At 64.4% G+C, this 14,891-nt stretch carries 13 protein-coding genes; all 13 read right to left on the minus strand.

Annotated elements, in window-relative coordinates; translation table 11 throughout:
* Positions 1-4: 4 nt before the first annotated feature.
* The 13 genes from UP10_RS06400 to UP10_RS06460 all read right to left on the minus strand — a co-directional run bounded on the left by UP10_RS06400 (position 5) and on the right by UP10_RS06460 (position 14,728).
* Positions 5-811 (minus strand): carbohydrate ABC transporter permease, encoded by an 807-nt coding sequence (locus UP10_RS06400; RefSeq protein ID WP_044540524.1) that lies wholly within the window; start codon positions 809-811, stop codon positions 5-7.
* Positions 811-1,713 carry a carbohydrate ABC transporter permease gene (locus tag UP10_RS06405; protein ID WP_044586534.1) on the minus strand — a complete coding sequence of 301 codons (903 nt, stop codon included), beginning with the start codon at positions 1,711-1,713 and terminating at the stop codon, positions 811-813. Before UP10_RS06405 ends, UP10_RS06400 begins: the two co-directional genes overlap by 1 nt.
* The gene (locus UP10_RS06410; protein WP_044586535.1) at positions 1,713-2,798 is read right to left on the minus strand and encodes an ABC transporter ATP-binding protein; all 1,086 of its coding nucleotides are present in this window, start codon (positions 2,796-2,798) and stop codon (positions 1,713-1,715) included. Before UP10_RS06410 ends, UP10_RS06405 begins: the two co-directional genes overlap by 1 nt.
* Before the next feature lie 12 nt (positions 2,799-2,810).
* Positions 2,811-3,950, minus strand: coding sequence for an ABC transporter ATP-binding protein (locus UP10_RS06415; RefSeq protein ID WP_044586536.1), 1,140 nt, complete (start codon positions 3,948-3,950; stop codon positions 2,811-2,813).
* Positions 3,947-5,491: a glycerol-3-phosphate dehydrogenase gene (gene glpD, locus UP10_RS06420; protein WP_044540528.1), complete on the minus strand. Its 1,545-nt coding sequence runs from the start codon at positions 5,489-5,491 to the stop codon at positions 3,947-3,949. Before glpD ends, UP10_RS06415 begins: the two co-directional genes overlap by 4 nt.
* A gap of 321 nt (positions 5,492-5,812) precedes the next feature.
* A complete protein-coding gene (locus UP10_RS06425; RefSeq protein WP_044586537.1) occupies positions 5,813-6,643 on the minus strand; it encodes a DeoR/GlpR family DNA-binding transcription regulator in 831 nt (276 codons plus the stop codon).
* A 113-nt stretch (positions 6,644-6,756) separates the two neighbouring features.
* On the minus strand, positions 6,757-7,431 hold the full coding sequence (locus tag UP10_RS06430) for an HAD family hydrolase (RefSeq protein WP_044586538.1): 675 nt from the start codon (positions 7,429-7,431) through the stop codon (positions 6,757-6,759).
* Positions 7,432-7,520: 89 nt separating this feature from the next.
* A complete protein-coding gene (locus UP10_RS06435) occupies positions 7,521-7,715 on the minus strand; it encodes a hypothetical protein (RefSeq protein WP_044586539.1) in 195 nt (64 codons plus the stop codon).
* A gap of 101 nt (positions 7,716-7,816) precedes the next feature.
* Entirely contained in the window at positions 7,817-8,248 is a 432-nt protein-coding gene (locus tag UP10_RS06440) for an acyl-CoA thioesterase (RefSeq protein WP_044586540.1), read from the minus strand.
* 47 nt (positions 8,249-8,295) lie between these two features.
* The gene (locus tag UP10_RS06445; RefSeq protein WP_044586541.1) at positions 8,296-9,063 is read right to left on the minus strand and encodes a fatty acid desaturase CarF family protein; all 768 of its coding nucleotides are present in this window, start codon (positions 9,061-9,063) and stop codon (positions 8,296-8,298) included.
* Positions 9,064-9,078: 15 nt separating this feature from the next.
* Positions 9,079-11,175 carry a 3-hydroxyacyl-CoA dehydrogenase NAD-binding domain-containing protein gene (locus UP10_RS06450; RefSeq protein WP_044586542.1) on the minus strand — a complete coding sequence of 699 codons (2,097 nt, stop codon included), beginning with the start codon at positions 11,173-11,175 and terminating at the stop codon, positions 9,079-9,081.
* A gap of 2 nt (positions 11,176-11,177) precedes the next feature.
* Positions 11,178-12,461: an acetyl-CoA C-acetyltransferase gene (locus UP10_RS06455; protein WP_044586543.1), complete on the minus strand. Its 1,284-nt coding sequence runs from the start codon at positions 12,459-12,461 to the stop codon at positions 11,178-11,180.
* A complete protein-coding gene (locus tag UP10_RS06460) occupies positions 12,461-14,728 on the minus strand; it encodes an acyl-CoA dehydrogenase (RefSeq protein WP_082077008.1) in 2,268 nt (755 codons plus the stop codon). The genes UP10_RS06455 and UP10_RS06460 overlap by 1 nt, the downstream gene beginning before the upstream one ends.
* Positions 14,729-14,891 lie beyond the last annotated feature (163 nt).

A 14,891-nucleotide genomic window follows, 5' to 3' on the forward strand; every position in this document is an offset into this window, starting at 1 on the left:
CCCCTCAGACCCGGCCGAGCGCGAAGCCGCGCGCGATGTAGTTGCGGACGAACCAGATCACCAGCGCGCCCGGGATGATGGTGAGCACGCCGGCAGCCGCCAATAGCCCCCAATCCATTCCGGCCGCCGACACCGTACGGGTCATGACGGCGGCGATCGGCTTGGCGTTGACCGAGGTCAGCGTACGCGCCAGCAGCAATTCGACCCAGGAGAACATGAAGCAGAAGAACGCGGCGACGCCGATGCCGCTTGCGATCAGCGGCACCAGGATTTTGATGAAGAAGCGCGGGAACGAATAGCCGTCGAGGAACGCGGTCTCGTCGATTTCGCGCGGCACGCCGGAGACGAAGCCTTCGAGGATCCAGACCGCGAGCGGCACGTTGAAGATGCAGTGCGCCAGCGCCACCGCCCAGGGCGTGTCGAACAGGCCGATCGCCGAATAGAGGTTGAAGAACGGCAGCGCATAGACCGCCGCCGGCGCCATGCGGTTCGACAGCAACCAGAAGAACAAATGCTTATCGCCGAGGAAGCGGTAGCGCGAGAACGCATAGGCCGCCGGCAGCGCCACCGCGATCGAGATGATGGTGTTGAGGACGACGTATTCCAGCGAATTGATGTAGCCGGAGTACCAGCTCTCGTCGGTGAAGATGCGCTTGTAGTGCTGCAGCGTCGGCGCGTGCGGCCACAGCGTCATCGTCGTGACGATCTCGGTATTGGTCTTGAAGCTCATGTTGACGAGCCAGTAGATCGGCAACAGCAGGAAGATCAGGAACAGCGCCATAATGACGCGACGGCCGGGAATCGAGTGCATCAGGCCACTCCTTCCTTGGCCGGGCGGTCGGTGCCGGCATTGGTCATCACGGTGTAGAACACCCAGCACACGATCAGGATGATGAGGTTGTAGACCAGCGACAGCGCCGCGGCCTTGCCGAGGTCGAACTGGCCGAGTGCGATCTTGACCAGCTCGATCGAGATGAAGGTGGTCGAGTTGCCCGGGCCGCCGCCGGTGACGACGAACGGTTCGGTGTAGATCATGAAGCTATCCATGAAGCGCAGCAGCACGGCGATCAAGAGCACACGGTGCATCTTCGGGAGCTGGATGGCGCGGAACACCGCCCAACGCGAGGCGCCGTCGATCTGCGCCGCCTGGTAGTAGGCGTCGGGGATCGACTTCAGGCCGGCGTAGCAGAGCAGCGCGACCAGGCTGGTCCAATGCCAGACGTCCATCACGATCACCGTGACCCAGGCGTCGATTTCATTGGACACGTAGTTGTAGTTGATCCCGATGTTGTTCAGCACGTAGCCGAGCAGGCCGATATCGGGCCGGCCGAAGATCTGCCAGATGGTGCCGACCACGTTCCACGGAATCAACAGCGGCAATGCGAGGATGACGAGGCAGGCTGCGACGCTCCAGCCCTCGCGCGGCATCGACAGCGCGACCACGATGCCGAGCGGCACCTCGATCGCGAGGATCACCCCCGAGAAGAACAGGTTACGGCCGAGCGAGGCCAGGAAGCGGCCGCCGAGGTCGGTCGACGGATGGAGCAGTTCCTTGAACCAGCCGACGCCGTTCCAGAAGAACTGGTTGTTGCCGAACGTGTCCTGCATCGAATAGTTCACGACGGTCATCAGCGGCAGGATCGCAGAGAACGCGACCACCAGGAACACCGGCAGCACCAGGAACCAGGCTTTTTGGTTGATGGTTTTGTCCATCAGGCGACCCCCTCGACCAAACGGCTGTCGGCATAGACGTGGATATGCGCGGGGTCGAAGATCAGGCCGGCGGTGTCGCCGGAGATCGAGAACCCCGACGGAACGCGCGCGGAGAACTTGGCGTTACCGACCCTGACACGGGCGAACCTGATACGGCCGAGATCGTCGATCCGTTCGATCTTGGCCGACAGCAGGCCCGAGGCGGGAGCTGCGACATCGACGAATTCGGGCCGCACGCCGATCTCGATCTTCTTGCCGGCCGGCAGAACGCCATAGTTGCGGTGCAGACTGATGACATGGCCGTCGACCCGCGCCTCGTGGCCGCTCACGTCCGCCGATACGATGTTCATGCCGGGCGAGCCGATGAAGTAGCCGACGAAGGTGTGCGCCGGCTTGTCGAACAGCTCGGCCGGCGTGCCGCTCTGCACCACACCGCCGTCATGCATTACGACGACGGTGTCGGCGAAGGTCAGCGCCTCGGTCTGGTCGTGGGTGACGTAGATCATCGTGAGGTCGAGCTCGCGATGCAGCGCCTTCAGCTTGGAGCGCAATTGCCACTTCAGCTCGGGATCGATCACCGTCAGCGGCTCGTCGAACAGCACGGCGGCGACGTCGGAGCGCACCAGGCCGCGGCCAAGCGATATCTTCTGCTTGGCGTCCGCGGTCAGCCGCGTCGCCTTGCGATTGAGGTAGGGCGTGAGGTCGAGCAGGTCGGCGATCTGCTTGACGCGCGCATCGATCTCGGCCCTTTGCACGCCGCGGTTCTTCAGCGGGAAGGCAAGGTTCTCGCCCACCGTCATGGTGTCGTAGATCACCGGGAACTGGAACACCTGCGCGATATTGCGCTTCTGCGTTGACAGCGGCGTGATGTCCTGGCCGTCGAACAGGATTTTTCCGCGCGACGGCGTCACGATCCCCGAAATCAGGTTGAGCAGCGTGGTCTTGCCGCAACCCGACGGTCCGAGCAGTGCATAGGCGCCGCCCTGCCGCCAGGTCATGGTCACCGGCTTCAGCGCGAAGGATTCCGGCGGCGCGTCGTTGCCGCCGTAGGAATGTGCGAGGTCGACGAGGTCAATGCGGGCCATCTTGCATCTCCCTCAATTGCTTTTGTTTGTTGACGCGTTTTCTTCACGCGAACCGCTATGCACTTCGCTTGAAAACGCTGTGGCAGACGAGGCGACCAAGCGGTCGGCCGCGTCGAACACAAAGATGTTGTCGGGATCGAGCGCGACGCTGAGCACCTGCCCGGGTTCATATTCATGCACGCCATGCAGCACCGAGACCCAGTCCGAGCCGTGGACATGGACATGCACGAAGCTTTCCGAGCCGGTGATCTCGGTCACCGTCACGGTGGCGGAAAACTTGTGGCGGCCGGCCGCAGTGTCGCCGACCTCGAGCTGATGGGCGCGGAAGCCGACGCGGTAGGTGCCGTCGGGCACATTGGCGTAGAGGCCGGTTGCCGGCGCCTTTTCGCCGCCGGTGTAGATCACCTCGCCGCTCTTCTTCTCGATGCCGATGATGTTGAGCGGCGGATCGGAAAACACCTGGGCGACGCGCATCGTATCGGGATGGCGATAGACCTTCGGCGTCTCACCGATCTGCAGCGTCTGGCCTTCCCACATGCACACGGTGTTGCCGCCGAGCAGCAGCGCTTCCGATGGTTCGGTCGTGGCATAGACGAAGATCGCACCCGAGGCCTCGAAGATGCGCGGCAGTTCGGTACGCAGCTCCTCGCGGAGCTTGTAATCGAGATTGGCGAGTGGCTCGTCGAGCAGCACGAGGTCGGCGCCCTTGACCAGCGCGCGCGCGATCGCGGTGCGCTGTTGCTGGCCGCCGGAGAGTTGTAGCGGCGTGCGCTTCAGATAGGGCTCGAGCCGCAGCAGGCCCGCGGCTTCCGCGACCCGCTTCTCGATCTCCGCGCGAGACTTGCCCTGCACCCGCAGCGGCGAAGCGATATTCTCGTACACCGTCAGCGAGGGGTAGTTGATGAACTGCTGATACACCATCGCGACCGAGCGCTGGCGCACGTCGAAGCCAGTAACGTCCTTGCCGTCGACCAGCACGCGCCCCGTGGTCGGCTTGTCGAGGCCGGCGAGCAGCCGCATGATCGATGTCTTGCCCGACAGCGTCGGCCCGAGCAGCACGCTGAGCGTGCCCCGTTCCAGCGTCAGCGAAACATCGCGGATGGTCGGAATGCCATCCACGGTCCGCGTGACGTTTTGCAGTGTGACGCTCATGTCCGTCCTCCGGCTTCGCGAAGGGGACGTTCACCGGATACGCGGTTAGCGGCCATCCACTCGTCGAGCGCGGCGACTTCGTCCGCCGACATCCGCAGGCCAAGTTTGGATCGCCGCCAGACAACATCCTCCGCAGTCTGGGCCCATTCGTTCGCCATCAGGTACCTGACTTCACTCTCCGTCAAGGTGGCGCCGAACGAACGGCCGAGATCATCGGCGGATTTCGCATTGCCCAGCAATTTGGCAGCGCGCGTGCCGTAGGCATGCGCGAGACGGTTGGCATGCGGCTGCGCGAGGAACGGATGGTTGCGGATCAGTTCGGCGGTCAGCGCCGCGACCGCGGAGACATCCATGTCGCCGCCGGGCAACGGCGACTTGCCGGTCCAGCCCTCTTTTGCTTTCGCGCTGCGAAGATAGGGCGACAGGCGCTCCAGCGCCTCTTCGGACAGCCGGCGATAGGTCGTAATCTTGCCGCCGTAGATCGAGAGCAAGGGCGCACCGCCCGGAGTGTCGAGCTCGAACACATAGTCGCGGGTCGCGGCCTTGGCTTCGCTGGCGCCATCGTCATAGAGCGGCCGCACGCCGGAATAATTCCAGACCACGTCCTCGGGTTTGACCGGCTTGGCGAGGTATTCGCTGGCTGAGGCGCAGAGATACTGGATTTCTTCCACCGTCGCCTTCACCTTGGCCGGGTCGCCGTCATAGTCCCGATCGGTGGTGCCGATCAGCGTGAAGTCATCCTGATAGGGAATGACGAAGATGATGCGACCGTCCGCATTCTGGAAGATGTAGGCGCGGTCGTGGTCGTAGAGCTTCTTCACCACGATGTGCGAGCCCTGCACCAGCCGCACCTTGGCCCGCGCATTGACGCCGGCGCCTGATGCCAGCACCTGCTCAACCCACGGACCGCCGGCATTGACCAGCGCACGCGCCTTGATCGTGTCGCGCGTGCCGCTTGCGCGGTCCTCGACCGCGACGTGCCAGATGCCGTCGACCTGCCGGATCTCGACCGCGCGGCTGCGCGTGCGGATCTCGGCGCCACGATCGGCCGCATCGCGCGCCGTCAGCGCAACCAGCCGCGCGTCGTCGACGAAGCAGTCGGAATATTCAAAACCCTTGGTGTAGCGGCCCGCGATCAGCGGCTTGCCGACCACGTCAGTCGTGAGATCGACCGATCGCGTCGCCGGCAGCAAATGGCGGCCGCCGATGTGGTCGTAGAGGAACAGGCCGAGCCGCAGCAGCCAGGCCGGACGCAGGCCTGCATGGTGCGGCAAGACGAAACGCAGGGGGCGGATGATGTGGGGTGCGATCTGCCAGAGGATCTCGCGCTCGATCAGCGCCTCGCGCACCAAGCGGAATTCGTAATACTCGAGGTAACGCAAACCGCCGTGCACGAGCTTGGTCGACCAGGACGACGTCCCGCTGGCCAAATCATTCATTTCACAAAGAAAAACGGTGTTGCCCCGGCCCGCCGCATCGCGCGCGATGCCGCAGCCGTTAACGCCGCCTCCAATGATGGCGAGGTCGTAAATTCGATCCAAAGAACGCTTCCCCCGGCAACCGCCTTCGCTTCTGCGGTTTTACTTTCGAATGTGAGTAAATCACAACAGAAAACGAAAGCAAATCGAAAATGGGAACTTTCGGTGGGAATCTTTTGGGATTCAGTAGCTCGTTGGCTAGGCAACCTGCCCGATCCGTCATCCTGAGGTGCGGGCCCTTGCGAGCCTCGAAGGATGCGCGGCCCGGCTGGTGGCCGTTCATCCTTCGAGGCTCGCCGAAGAGGCGAGCATCTCAGGATGACGGGGGAGATTTTCGCACTCGGCTCTTTTCGACCGGCGAACAAACACACGGAGAAAGCTAGATCACACGCTGCGCAGCGCGACCGGCGCGGCTTCGGGGCCGTTGTCGTCGATATCGACTTGCGGCTTGTCCATCGCCACGACGACCTCGATACCGCGCGAATGGCAAATGTTGGCGAGGCCCGCGGGCAGCAGTGAATCGGTGATGAAGGTTTGGATCTGGCTGATATGGGCGATGCGCACCGGCGCGCTGCGGCGGAGCTTTGTTGAATCAGACACCAGCATCACGTTGCGCGCATTGGCGATGATGGCTTGCGCGACCTGCACCTCGCGATAGTCGAAGTCGAGTAGCGCTCCCTCCTCGTCGATCGCGGATGCGCCGATGATGGCGTAATCGACCTTGAACTGGCCGATCAGCTGCGTCGCAGTCGAGCCGACCACGGCGCCGTCGGCACGGCGCACGGTGCCGCCGGCGACCACCACCTCGATGCGCGGATGGCGATAGAGCAGCATCGCGACGTTGAGGTTGTTGGTGATGACAAGCAAATCCTCATGCGAGGTCAGCGCGCTCGCGACTTCTTCCGTCGTGGTGCCGATGTTGATGAACAGCGAGCAGCCGTTCGGGATCCGCGCGGCCGCGGCGGCGCCGATCGCCTTCTTCTCATCGGCGGCGACGAAGCGGCGTGCCTCGTAGGCGAGGTTTTCCACGCCGGAGGCGATGATGGCGCCGCCATGGATACGGGTCAGCGCGCGCTGATCGCAGAGATCGTTGAGGTCCTTGCGGATGGTCTGCGCCGACACCTCGAATCGTTTGGCAAGGTCCTCCACCATGACCCGGCCGAACGCGCGTGCGATGTTGAGGATTTCAGTCTGGCGATGGGACAGTCCGGCCACGGCGGCACCCCTGAAGCGGCGATGAGCCCATGGTGCGGCCGTTCGGCGCGGAGGTCAACGCGCAAGCTTCGCCAAAGTTGAAGACTGCGTCGCAGCAACGCCGTGGCGCGGCGTCACCACGCCATGACCTGCTCGACCAATACAATCAATTCGGGATCATCGAAGGCTCTGGCGCTCGCAATCGCGCCGGCCGCGATCAGGTCGGCATGGCCGAGCCCCGTGCGCATCCCGATCGTTGCGATTCCCGCGGATGTGGCGGACTGAATCCCGGAGCGCGAATCCTCGAACGCCAGCGCGGCATGCGCCGACGCGCCCGCCAGGCGCAATCCCTCCAGATAGGGCAACGGATGCGGCTTGCCGTGCGCAAGTTCGTCACCGATCACGACGGCCTTGAAACGATGCGCGATGCCGAGTCCTGTCAGCAGCAATTCGGCGTTCGGACGCGGCGCGTTGGTTACCGCGACGATGGGAACGCCGGCGCGGTCTGCACGATCAAGCAACGCCGTTAATCCGGGCACCGGTTTGATTTGACCGGATACGAGCTCGCGAAAGACTCGCTCCTTCTCGACCAGGATGACCGCGCGGCGCTCCGGCGGCTCGTGGGCCAGGAAACGATCGCCAATCGACGCGTTGGAGAACCCCTGCAGCTCCTTGCCGAAGCGCGCGTGGTCGAACGCATGTCCGTGAGGGCCGAGCACCTGATTGAACGCCGCCAAATGAAGCGGATCGGTATCCGCCAACGTGCCGTCAATATCGAACAGCAACGCCTTGCCTTGTCCCTGCAGCATCCGAGCAATCTTCCCGTGGGCCCGGACGCATCAATACAGGCTCTTTCGACGCGCGCAAATAACGCGCCGTCTTGAGAGAATCGGCTCGACTAGGACGCCAACTGAAGGGTTTCGCCGTTGGCGAGGCGGCGCGCGGCACGTTCGGCCTCACGGGCAGTGCGGAATATCTGGCCTTCAAGGCGGTTGAAACGGTGCGATGCCGCAAAGAACTGGTAACCGCCTGCACCGCGCACCACGATACCCGCGGTCTGCGAACTCACTTCGATGACGTAACAGTCGGACATTGTCGGCCTCGGGTTCATTTCCGGGCCGACAACGGCATCGCTGCCGGTTTGTTCCTCGACTGTCCCGCAAGCGGCGAAGCGCCGCGGTTCAGGTCGCGATGTCAGGTCGCGATCGTCGCGCCATCGCGCTGGATTTGCTGGGGTTGGCCCTGCTCGTCGATCGAGACGTAGGTGAAATTACCGTCGGTCACCAGGATCGACTGCTGCGCGCGGCGGCGCAGCACCCAGGCTTCGAGATGCACCGTGATCGAGGTGCGGCCGAGCCGCACCAGAGTGGCGTGGACCGAGACGAGATCCCCGACATAGACCGCTTTGCGGAAATTCATCGCCTCGATCGCAACTGTCACGGTGCGCGACTTCGCCATCTTGGAGGCAAACACGCCGCCGCCGACGTCCATCTGGCTGAGCAGCCAGCCGCCGAAGATGTCGCCATTGGCGTTGGTGTCGGCCGGCATCGCCAGCGTGCGGATGCACAGATCGCCGCACGGCTCGGTCTCGGTGTTCAGGGGCGCATGGATCGACTTGTCGTTCATGCTACGGCTCCGGGTTGGATCAAGGCAAGACCTCCATATCGTCGCGGTCAGTCATCCGCAACCGCCACCATGAGCTGAGGCGTAGAACGGCGCGCGCCGGCATCGGTAAGACGACGCAGCCACTCGGCCTCGTCCGCGCGCGGGACGCGTCCGGTTACGGCCGTGATCGCGCGTTCCAGGCTGCGCCAGACATTGAGCCCGTCGCAGGGATAGTTCGCCCAGCCGTTCACCACGCAATAATGCACCGTCGTGTCGTGGTGGTGCCCCCAATGATGCGCGACCGGGCAGACCAGGTGCAGCCGCTGCGCCAGCCGCATGATCGCCGAACGCGCCGGCCGATGCGCCAGATTGTGGAAGGTCATGCCGAACAGCAGGCAGAGCGAGCTCACGAACCACATCATCACCAGCGCGTAAGTCGTCGCCGAGACCGGGAAGCAGGCGGTGACGGCAAAAACCGGCCCGAAAAACAGCGCGCTCGGGGCGGAGCCGAGCGAGGCATATTCGAGAAAGCCATAGCCGTCGACATGTTCGGGATGGGTATGGTGCTCGCGCGTAATCGCGATGCCGCGGCCGAGTGCACGCTCGTCGAGCCAGGTGTCGATCACCCAATGCACCACGCCGGACGAAAAGTCGGCCACGAAGTAACCGGCCAGCAGCGCCGCCAGCAGCGACCTCCAGCCCATGTCCGCGGCGACAAAATGGCGAACGAGATAGACGGCGCAGCAGGCGATGACGAGCATGTTGGCAGCGACGCAAAGCCGCATCACCCGGATTTCGCGGGGCGTCGCTTGCTTGAAGAACGGCGTCGGCTGCATGGCGCCCTCTATCGGTTATCTGAAAGTCTCCCAGCCGGCATCGGGCGTGAACCTGCCGCCGAATTTTTCCGTCAGCGCCCGCAAGGTCGCGACGACGTTGTCGACGCCGCGGGTGCGCGCGTAATTCAGCGGGCCGCCGCGGAACGGTGCGTAGCCGGTGCCGAAGATCATCGCGCCGTCGACCACGTCGGCGTTGTCGACAATGCCCTCGCGCAAGGCCGCGACGCAGACATTCGACATCGGCAGTACCAGGCGGTCGATCATCTCGTCCGTCACCCTGGGACCAGTCTCGGGCAGCGGCGCTTTCTCTGCCTTGCCGTCCTTCCAGGTGTAGAACCCCCTGCCGGACTTGCGGCCGAGTTCGCCCTTCGCGACTTTTTCGCGCAACCAGGCGGGTGTGGGCGGCAAGGTGTCACCGAACTTCGAGCGCAGCATGTCGCCGACGTCCAGGCAGATGTCGAGCCCGACCTGGTCGGCCAGTTCGATCGGCCCCATCGGCATGCCGAATTGCTCCGCCGCGGCGTCGATCAGGCGCTGGTCGATCTTCTCGTCCAGCATCACCATCGCCTCCAGCATGTAGGGCGTCAGCGCTCGGTTGACGAGGAAGCCAGGCGAGCTCTTCACCGGCAGCGGCAGGCGGTCGATGGCGCCAACAAAGGCGAGTGCTTCCTTGAGCAGGCCGGCATCGGTGCCGTCATGGCTGACGACTTCAACAAGTTGCAGCCGCGACACCGGATTGAAGAAGTGCAGGCCGAGCAGCCGCTCGGGCCTTTGCAGCGTGGTGCGCAGATCCTGCAGCGGGATGCTCGAGGTGTTGGTGGCGAGGATCGCGCCCGGCTTCATCTTCGGCTCGAGGCCGGCATAGACCTTCTGCTTCAGCGCGAGTTTTTCCGGCACCGCCTCGATGATCAAATCGGCGTTGCGGACGCCCTCGCCGTCCATGTCCGGGATCAGCCGGTCGAGCGCGTCGCGCTGGTCGATGCGTTTGCGCATGATCTTGCCGAACAGGTCGACGGCGCGCTTGATCGCGCCTGCGATCGGCTCGGCCTTCATGTCCGCGAGCGTGACCCGCATGTCCTGGTTGGCGCACCAGGCCGCGATATCGCCGCCCATCGCGCCGGCGCCGATGACATGGACGTGCGCGATCTTGTTGCCGGACCCTGCGAGCTTCTTCATTTGCTCGCGCAGGAAGAACACGCGGATCAGATTCTGCGCAGTCGGCGTCACCATCAGATTGGCGAACGACGTCTTCTCGGCATTGAGCATCGCCGAGCGGTTGCCGGCATGCTTCTCCCAGAGATCAATCAGCGCATACGGCGCCGGATAATGCACGCGCGGCGCCGCCTTGGCGGCCTCGCTGCGCATCCGGGTCGCGAGGAAACCCCGCACCGGCGCGAGATTGAGGATCGAATTGAGCAAGCCGGGCTTGGCGCGCTTCAGGCGGCCGAACACCGCGTCCTTGACGGCGCTGCGGACATGGCGCTCCTGCGTGACGGCATCGACCAGGCCGAGCGATTTGGCGCGGCGGGCGTCGATTGTTTTGCCGGTCAGCATCAGCGTCATCGCCTGCATCGGGTTGACCAGCTCGGTGAAGCGCACGGTGCCGCCGAGACCGGGATGCAGGCCGAGCATCACCTCGGGAAAGCCAAATCGCGCATCATCGATCGCGATCCGCATCTGGCAGGCGAGCGCCACTTCAAGGCCGCCGCCGAGGCAAAAGCCGTGGATCACCGCGACAGACGGCACGCGAAGAGCCTCGAGCCGATCGATCACCGCGTGCGCGCGGCCGATCTGGGTCTCGACCACACGCGCATCGCTGGCGCCGCGGAATTCGTTGACGTCGGCGCCGGCGATGAAGCCGCTCGTTTTCGCCGAACGCACCACGAGGCCGGTCGGGCGCTGGCTTTCCAGCGCGGTCACGACGGCGTCGAGCTCTTCGATGACGTCACCGGAGATGGTGTTGGCGCTGGCGCCGGCCCGGTCGAACAGCAGCCAGGCGATGCCGTCCGCGTCGCGCGTCAGTTTGAAATTTTTGTAGGGACCGTCGGCCGCAGGCTTCGGCCCGAGTTCGAGCACGCGATCGGCGAGAACGTCCATGATCTCAGAATCCATGATCACACCGTCTCAATCAACATCGCGCCACCCTGCCCGCCACCGATGCATTCGGTGGCGACGCCGCGTTTGGTGCCGAGCCGCTTCATCGCATTGACAAGATGCAGCACGATGCGGTTGCCGCTGCAGCCGACGGGATGGCCAAGGCTGATCGCGCCGCCATCGACATTGAGCTTGGCGCGGTCGATCTCGCCCGCGGCGCCGTCAAGGCCCAAAATCTCGCGGCAGAATTTGTCGTCGTTCCAGGCGGCCAGACAGCCGAGCACCTGGGTGGCAAAGGCCTCGTTCAGCTCCCAGGTCTCGACGTCTTGCAGCGTCAACCCGTTGCGCTTCAGCAGCGCGCTCGCCGACAGCACCGGGCCGAGGCCCATGATCGAGGGATCGAGCGCCGACCATTGGCTGTCGAGGATGACGGCCTTCGGCGTCAGCCCGTGCTTTGCCACCGCGGCTTCGGAGGCAAGGATCACCCAAGAGGCGCCGTCGGTGATCTGCGAGGAATTGCCGGCGGTGACCTGGCCCCATGGACGCTCGAACACCGGCTTCAGTTTTGCCAACGTCTCCGGCGTCGAGTCCGGGCGGACACCGTCGTCATGGTCGTAGAACTTGCCGTCGCGGCCGAAGGACGTTTCGACCTCGCCCTTGAGAAAGCCCTGCGACTGCGCGTTGGCGAGCCGCTTGTGGCTTTCGGCGGCGTAGGCATCGGATTGCGCGCGGGTGATGCCAAAGAGATGGCCGACCTTCTCGGCAGTCTGCCCCATGTTGAGCTCGGTGATCGGGTCGGTCAGTCCGCGCTCCAGCCCGATGATCGGCTTGAGATAGCTCGGCCTCACCTTCAGCGCCGCCATGATCTTGGCGCCCAGCCCCTTGGCGCCGGCTAACCCCGCAAACCAGCGCACGCCGGCATTGGGCCAGACCAGCGGCGCGTGGCTCAGCGCCTCGGCACCACCGGCCAGGATCAGATCGGACACGCCTTCGCGGATGTAGCGGTAACCAGTGTCGATCGACTGCATGCCGGAGCCGCAATTGATCTGCACCGTGAAGGCGATCATCTTCTCGCCCATGCCGAGCCGCAAGGCCGCGACCCGCGCCGGGTTCATCTCGTCGGCGATGACGTTGACGCAGCCGAGGATCACCTGGTCGAAGGCGGTGGACGCAAACGGCTGGCGCGACAGCAGCGGCCGGCCGCATTGCACGGCGAGGTCGACCGGCGTGAACGGGCCGGGACCGGAGCGCGCTTTCAGGAACGGCGTCCGGCTGCCGTCGACGATAAAGACTGGTCGCGCCATCAGCTCGCCGCCCTCTGCTCTCCAAGCTCCTGGAAGAACTGATGCACGTCGGCGGATTTCTTGTAAATCGGGGACAGCGCCTCCGGCGCAAAATCGTCGACCTCGATGACTTTTGCGACGGCCGCTTGCGCAGCGGCGAGCTTCTCGCCCTCGGCCTGGGTGATGACGCCCTTCTTGACCGCGTCCTGCCAGTCGTGCAGCCGCGCGGCATGCATCCGTTTGGCGGCATCCTCGACATCAACCACGAGCCGGAAGGCCTTCTCCAGCCGCGCGACGCCGCGATCGTCATCGACAAAGGCAAGATCTGGCGTCAGGCGGTCGCGCGCCGCTGATGGCGACAGCACGAGCTGGGCGCATTGATGCACGACGCGGTCGGACGGCCCGACCACGCGCGCGCCAAACGGCTGGATCAGGAATTTCAGGATCACGCCGACAAAACGGTTCGGCAGATTGGCTGATATTTCCGCAAAGCGGTTCTCGATGGTCTTGAAGCCGGTCGCCAGGCACCATTCGAGCACGGGAATATCTTCCTTCTGCCGGCCCTCGTCCTGCCAACGCTTCAACACGGCGGAGAGCAGATAGAGCTCGGACAGGATGTCGCCAAAGCGCGCGGAGAGCATCTCCTTGCGCTTCAGCGCGCCGCCGAGCGTCAACAGCGCCATGTCGGCGCACAGCGCAAACGCCGACGAATAGCGCGAGAGCTGGCGATAGAACCCGGTCGCCTCGCCGGCATCCGGCGCCGGCGCGAACAGGCCGCCGGTCCAGTTGCGGCCCCAGGCGCGGAACATGGTCGCAAAGCTGTGACCGACATGCTTCCAGAACGCGGTGTCGAAGTCGGTCAGGCCTTTCTCGCGATCGGGCTCGCCGAGTGCATTCATCTCCTGCAGCAAATAGGGATGGGCGCGGATCGCACCCTGCCCGAACACGATCAGATTGCGGGTCAGGATATTGGCGCCTTCGACCGTGATGCCGACCGGCACCGAGCGGTAGAGCCCGCCGAGATAATTCTGCGGCCCGTCGATCACGGCCTTGCCGCCGTGAATGTCCATGGCGTCGTCGATCGCGATCCGCATCCGCTCGGTGGCGTGCAGCTTCATGATGCCGGAGATCACGGCGGGATGATGCCCTTCGTTCAGCGCAGCACATGTCAGCCGCCGCGCCGCATCGAGCAGATAGGCGGTCGCCGCGATGCGGGCGAGCGGCTCCTCGATGCCTTCGAACTTCGAGATCGAGATGCCGAACTGCTCGCGGATGCGGGCATAGGCACCAGAGGTACGCGCGGCATAGGCGGCGCCTGCCGCCGACAGCGACGGCAGCGAGATGCCGCGGCCGGCGGCGAGCGCCGTCATCAGCATCTTCCAGCCCTGGCCGATCCGCTCCTGCCCGCCGATGATGTAATCGAGCGGAATGAAGACGTCGCGGCCCCAGTTCGGGCCGTTCTGGAATACCTGCATCGCCGGCAGATGGCGCTGGCCGATCGAGACGCCGGGAAGATGCGTCGGGATCAGCGCCACCGTGATGCCGAGGTCGTCCTCGCTGCCGACGAGATGATCGGGATCATAGGCCTTGAAGGCGAGACCGAGCAGCGTCGCGACCGGGCCCAGCGTGATGTAGCGCTTGTGCCAGTTCAGCTTCAGCCCGAGCACCTCGCGGCCCTCGAAATCGCCCTTGCAGATGATGCCGGTGTCGATCATCGAGGCGGCGTCGGAGCCGGCCTCCGGGCTGGTCAGGCCGAAGCAGGGAATGTCGCGGCCGTCGGCCAGCCGTGGCAGCCATCTCTCCTGCTGCTCTTTGGTGCCGAAGCGCATCAACAATTCGCCGGGCCCGAGCGAGTTCGGCACCATCACGGTGACGGCCGCGGTCAGCGAGCGCGAGGAGATCTTACGCACCACTTCGGAATGCGCATAGGGCGAGAAGCCGAGGCCGCCGAATTCCTTCGGGATGATCATGCCGAAGAATCTGTTGCGCTTGACGAAGTCCCAGACCTCGGGCGGCAGATCGCGCCATTCCCAATTGATCTTCCATTCGTCGAGCATCGCGCAGAGCTCGTCGACCGGACCGTGCAGGAAGGCGTGCTCCTCATCGGTCAGCTTGGCCGGCGCGAATGCCAAAAGCTTCGACCAGTCGGGATTGCCGGTGAAGAGATCGGCATCCCACCAGACGTCGCCGGCTTCCAGCGCCTCGCGCTCGGTGTCCGACATCGCCGGCAGCACGCCACGCGCCCAGGAAAAGATCGGCTTGGTGATGGTGTCGCGGCGGAAGCTCATGGTGATGTCCTCATGAATCGGCGCGGTACGGCATCTTAGCGGAAGTTGCCGGCCGCCGGTGAACACTTCGCCTGCAAAATAAAGCGAAATTGACGCGGCAAGAGCGCCGTTTTGTTAACGGCAGGCCACGCGTTCAGTTCCGAAACATGAGGTGCGACAATCA

The organism is Bradyrhizobium sp. LTSPM299, from assembly GCF_000938235.1.
GTDB lineage: Bacteria > Pseudomonadota > Alphaproteobacteria > Rhizobiales > Xanthobacteraceae > Bradyrhizobium.

Excerpts from the sequence above, each read along its gene's own strand:
- UP10_RS06400 (WP_044540524.1), bottom strand. The coding sequence starts at position 811 with ATGCACTCGATTCCCGGCCGTCGCGTCATTATGGCGCTGTTCCTGATC.
- UP10_RS06405 (WP_044586534.1), bottom strand. The coding sequence starts at position 1,713 with ATGGACAAAACCATCAACCAAAAAGCCTGGTTCCTGGTGCTGCCGGTG.
- UP10_RS06410 (WP_044586535.1), bottom strand. The coding sequence starts at position 2,798 with ATGGCCCGCATTGACCTCGTCGACCTCGCACATTCCTACGGCGGCAAC.
- UP10_RS06415 (WP_044586536.1), bottom strand. The coding sequence starts at position 3,950 with ATGAGCGTCACACTGCAAAACGTCACGCGGACCGTGGATGGCATTCCG.
- UP10_RS06430 (WP_044586538.1), bottom strand. The coding sequence starts at position 7,431 with ATGCTGCAGGGACAAGGCAAGGCGTTGCTGTTCGATATTGACGGCACG.
- UP10_RS06435 (WP_044586539.1), bottom strand. The coding sequence starts at position 7,715 with ATGTCCGACTGTTACGTCATCGAAGTGAGTTCGCAGACCGCGGGTATC.
- UP10_RS06440 (WP_044586540.1), bottom strand. The coding sequence starts at position 8,248 with ATGAACGACAAGTCGATCCATGCGCCCCTGAACACCGAGACCGAGCCG.
- UP10_RS06445 (WP_044586541.1), bottom strand. The coding sequence starts at position 9,063 with ATGCAGCCGACGCCGTTCTTCAAGCAAGCGACGCCCCGCGAAATCCGG.
- UP10_RS06450 (WP_044586542.1), bottom strand. The coding sequence starts at position 11,175 with ATGGATTCTGAGATCATGGACGTTCTCGCCGATCGCGTGCTCGAACTC.
- UP10_RS06455 (WP_044586543.1), bottom strand. The coding sequence starts at position 12,461 with ATGGCGCGACCAGTCTTTATCGTCGACGGCAGCCGGACGCCGTTCCTG.
- UP10_RS06460 (WP_082077008.1), bottom strand. The coding sequence starts at position 14,728 with ATGAGCTTCCGCCGCGACACCATCACCAAGCCGATCTTTTCCTGGGCG.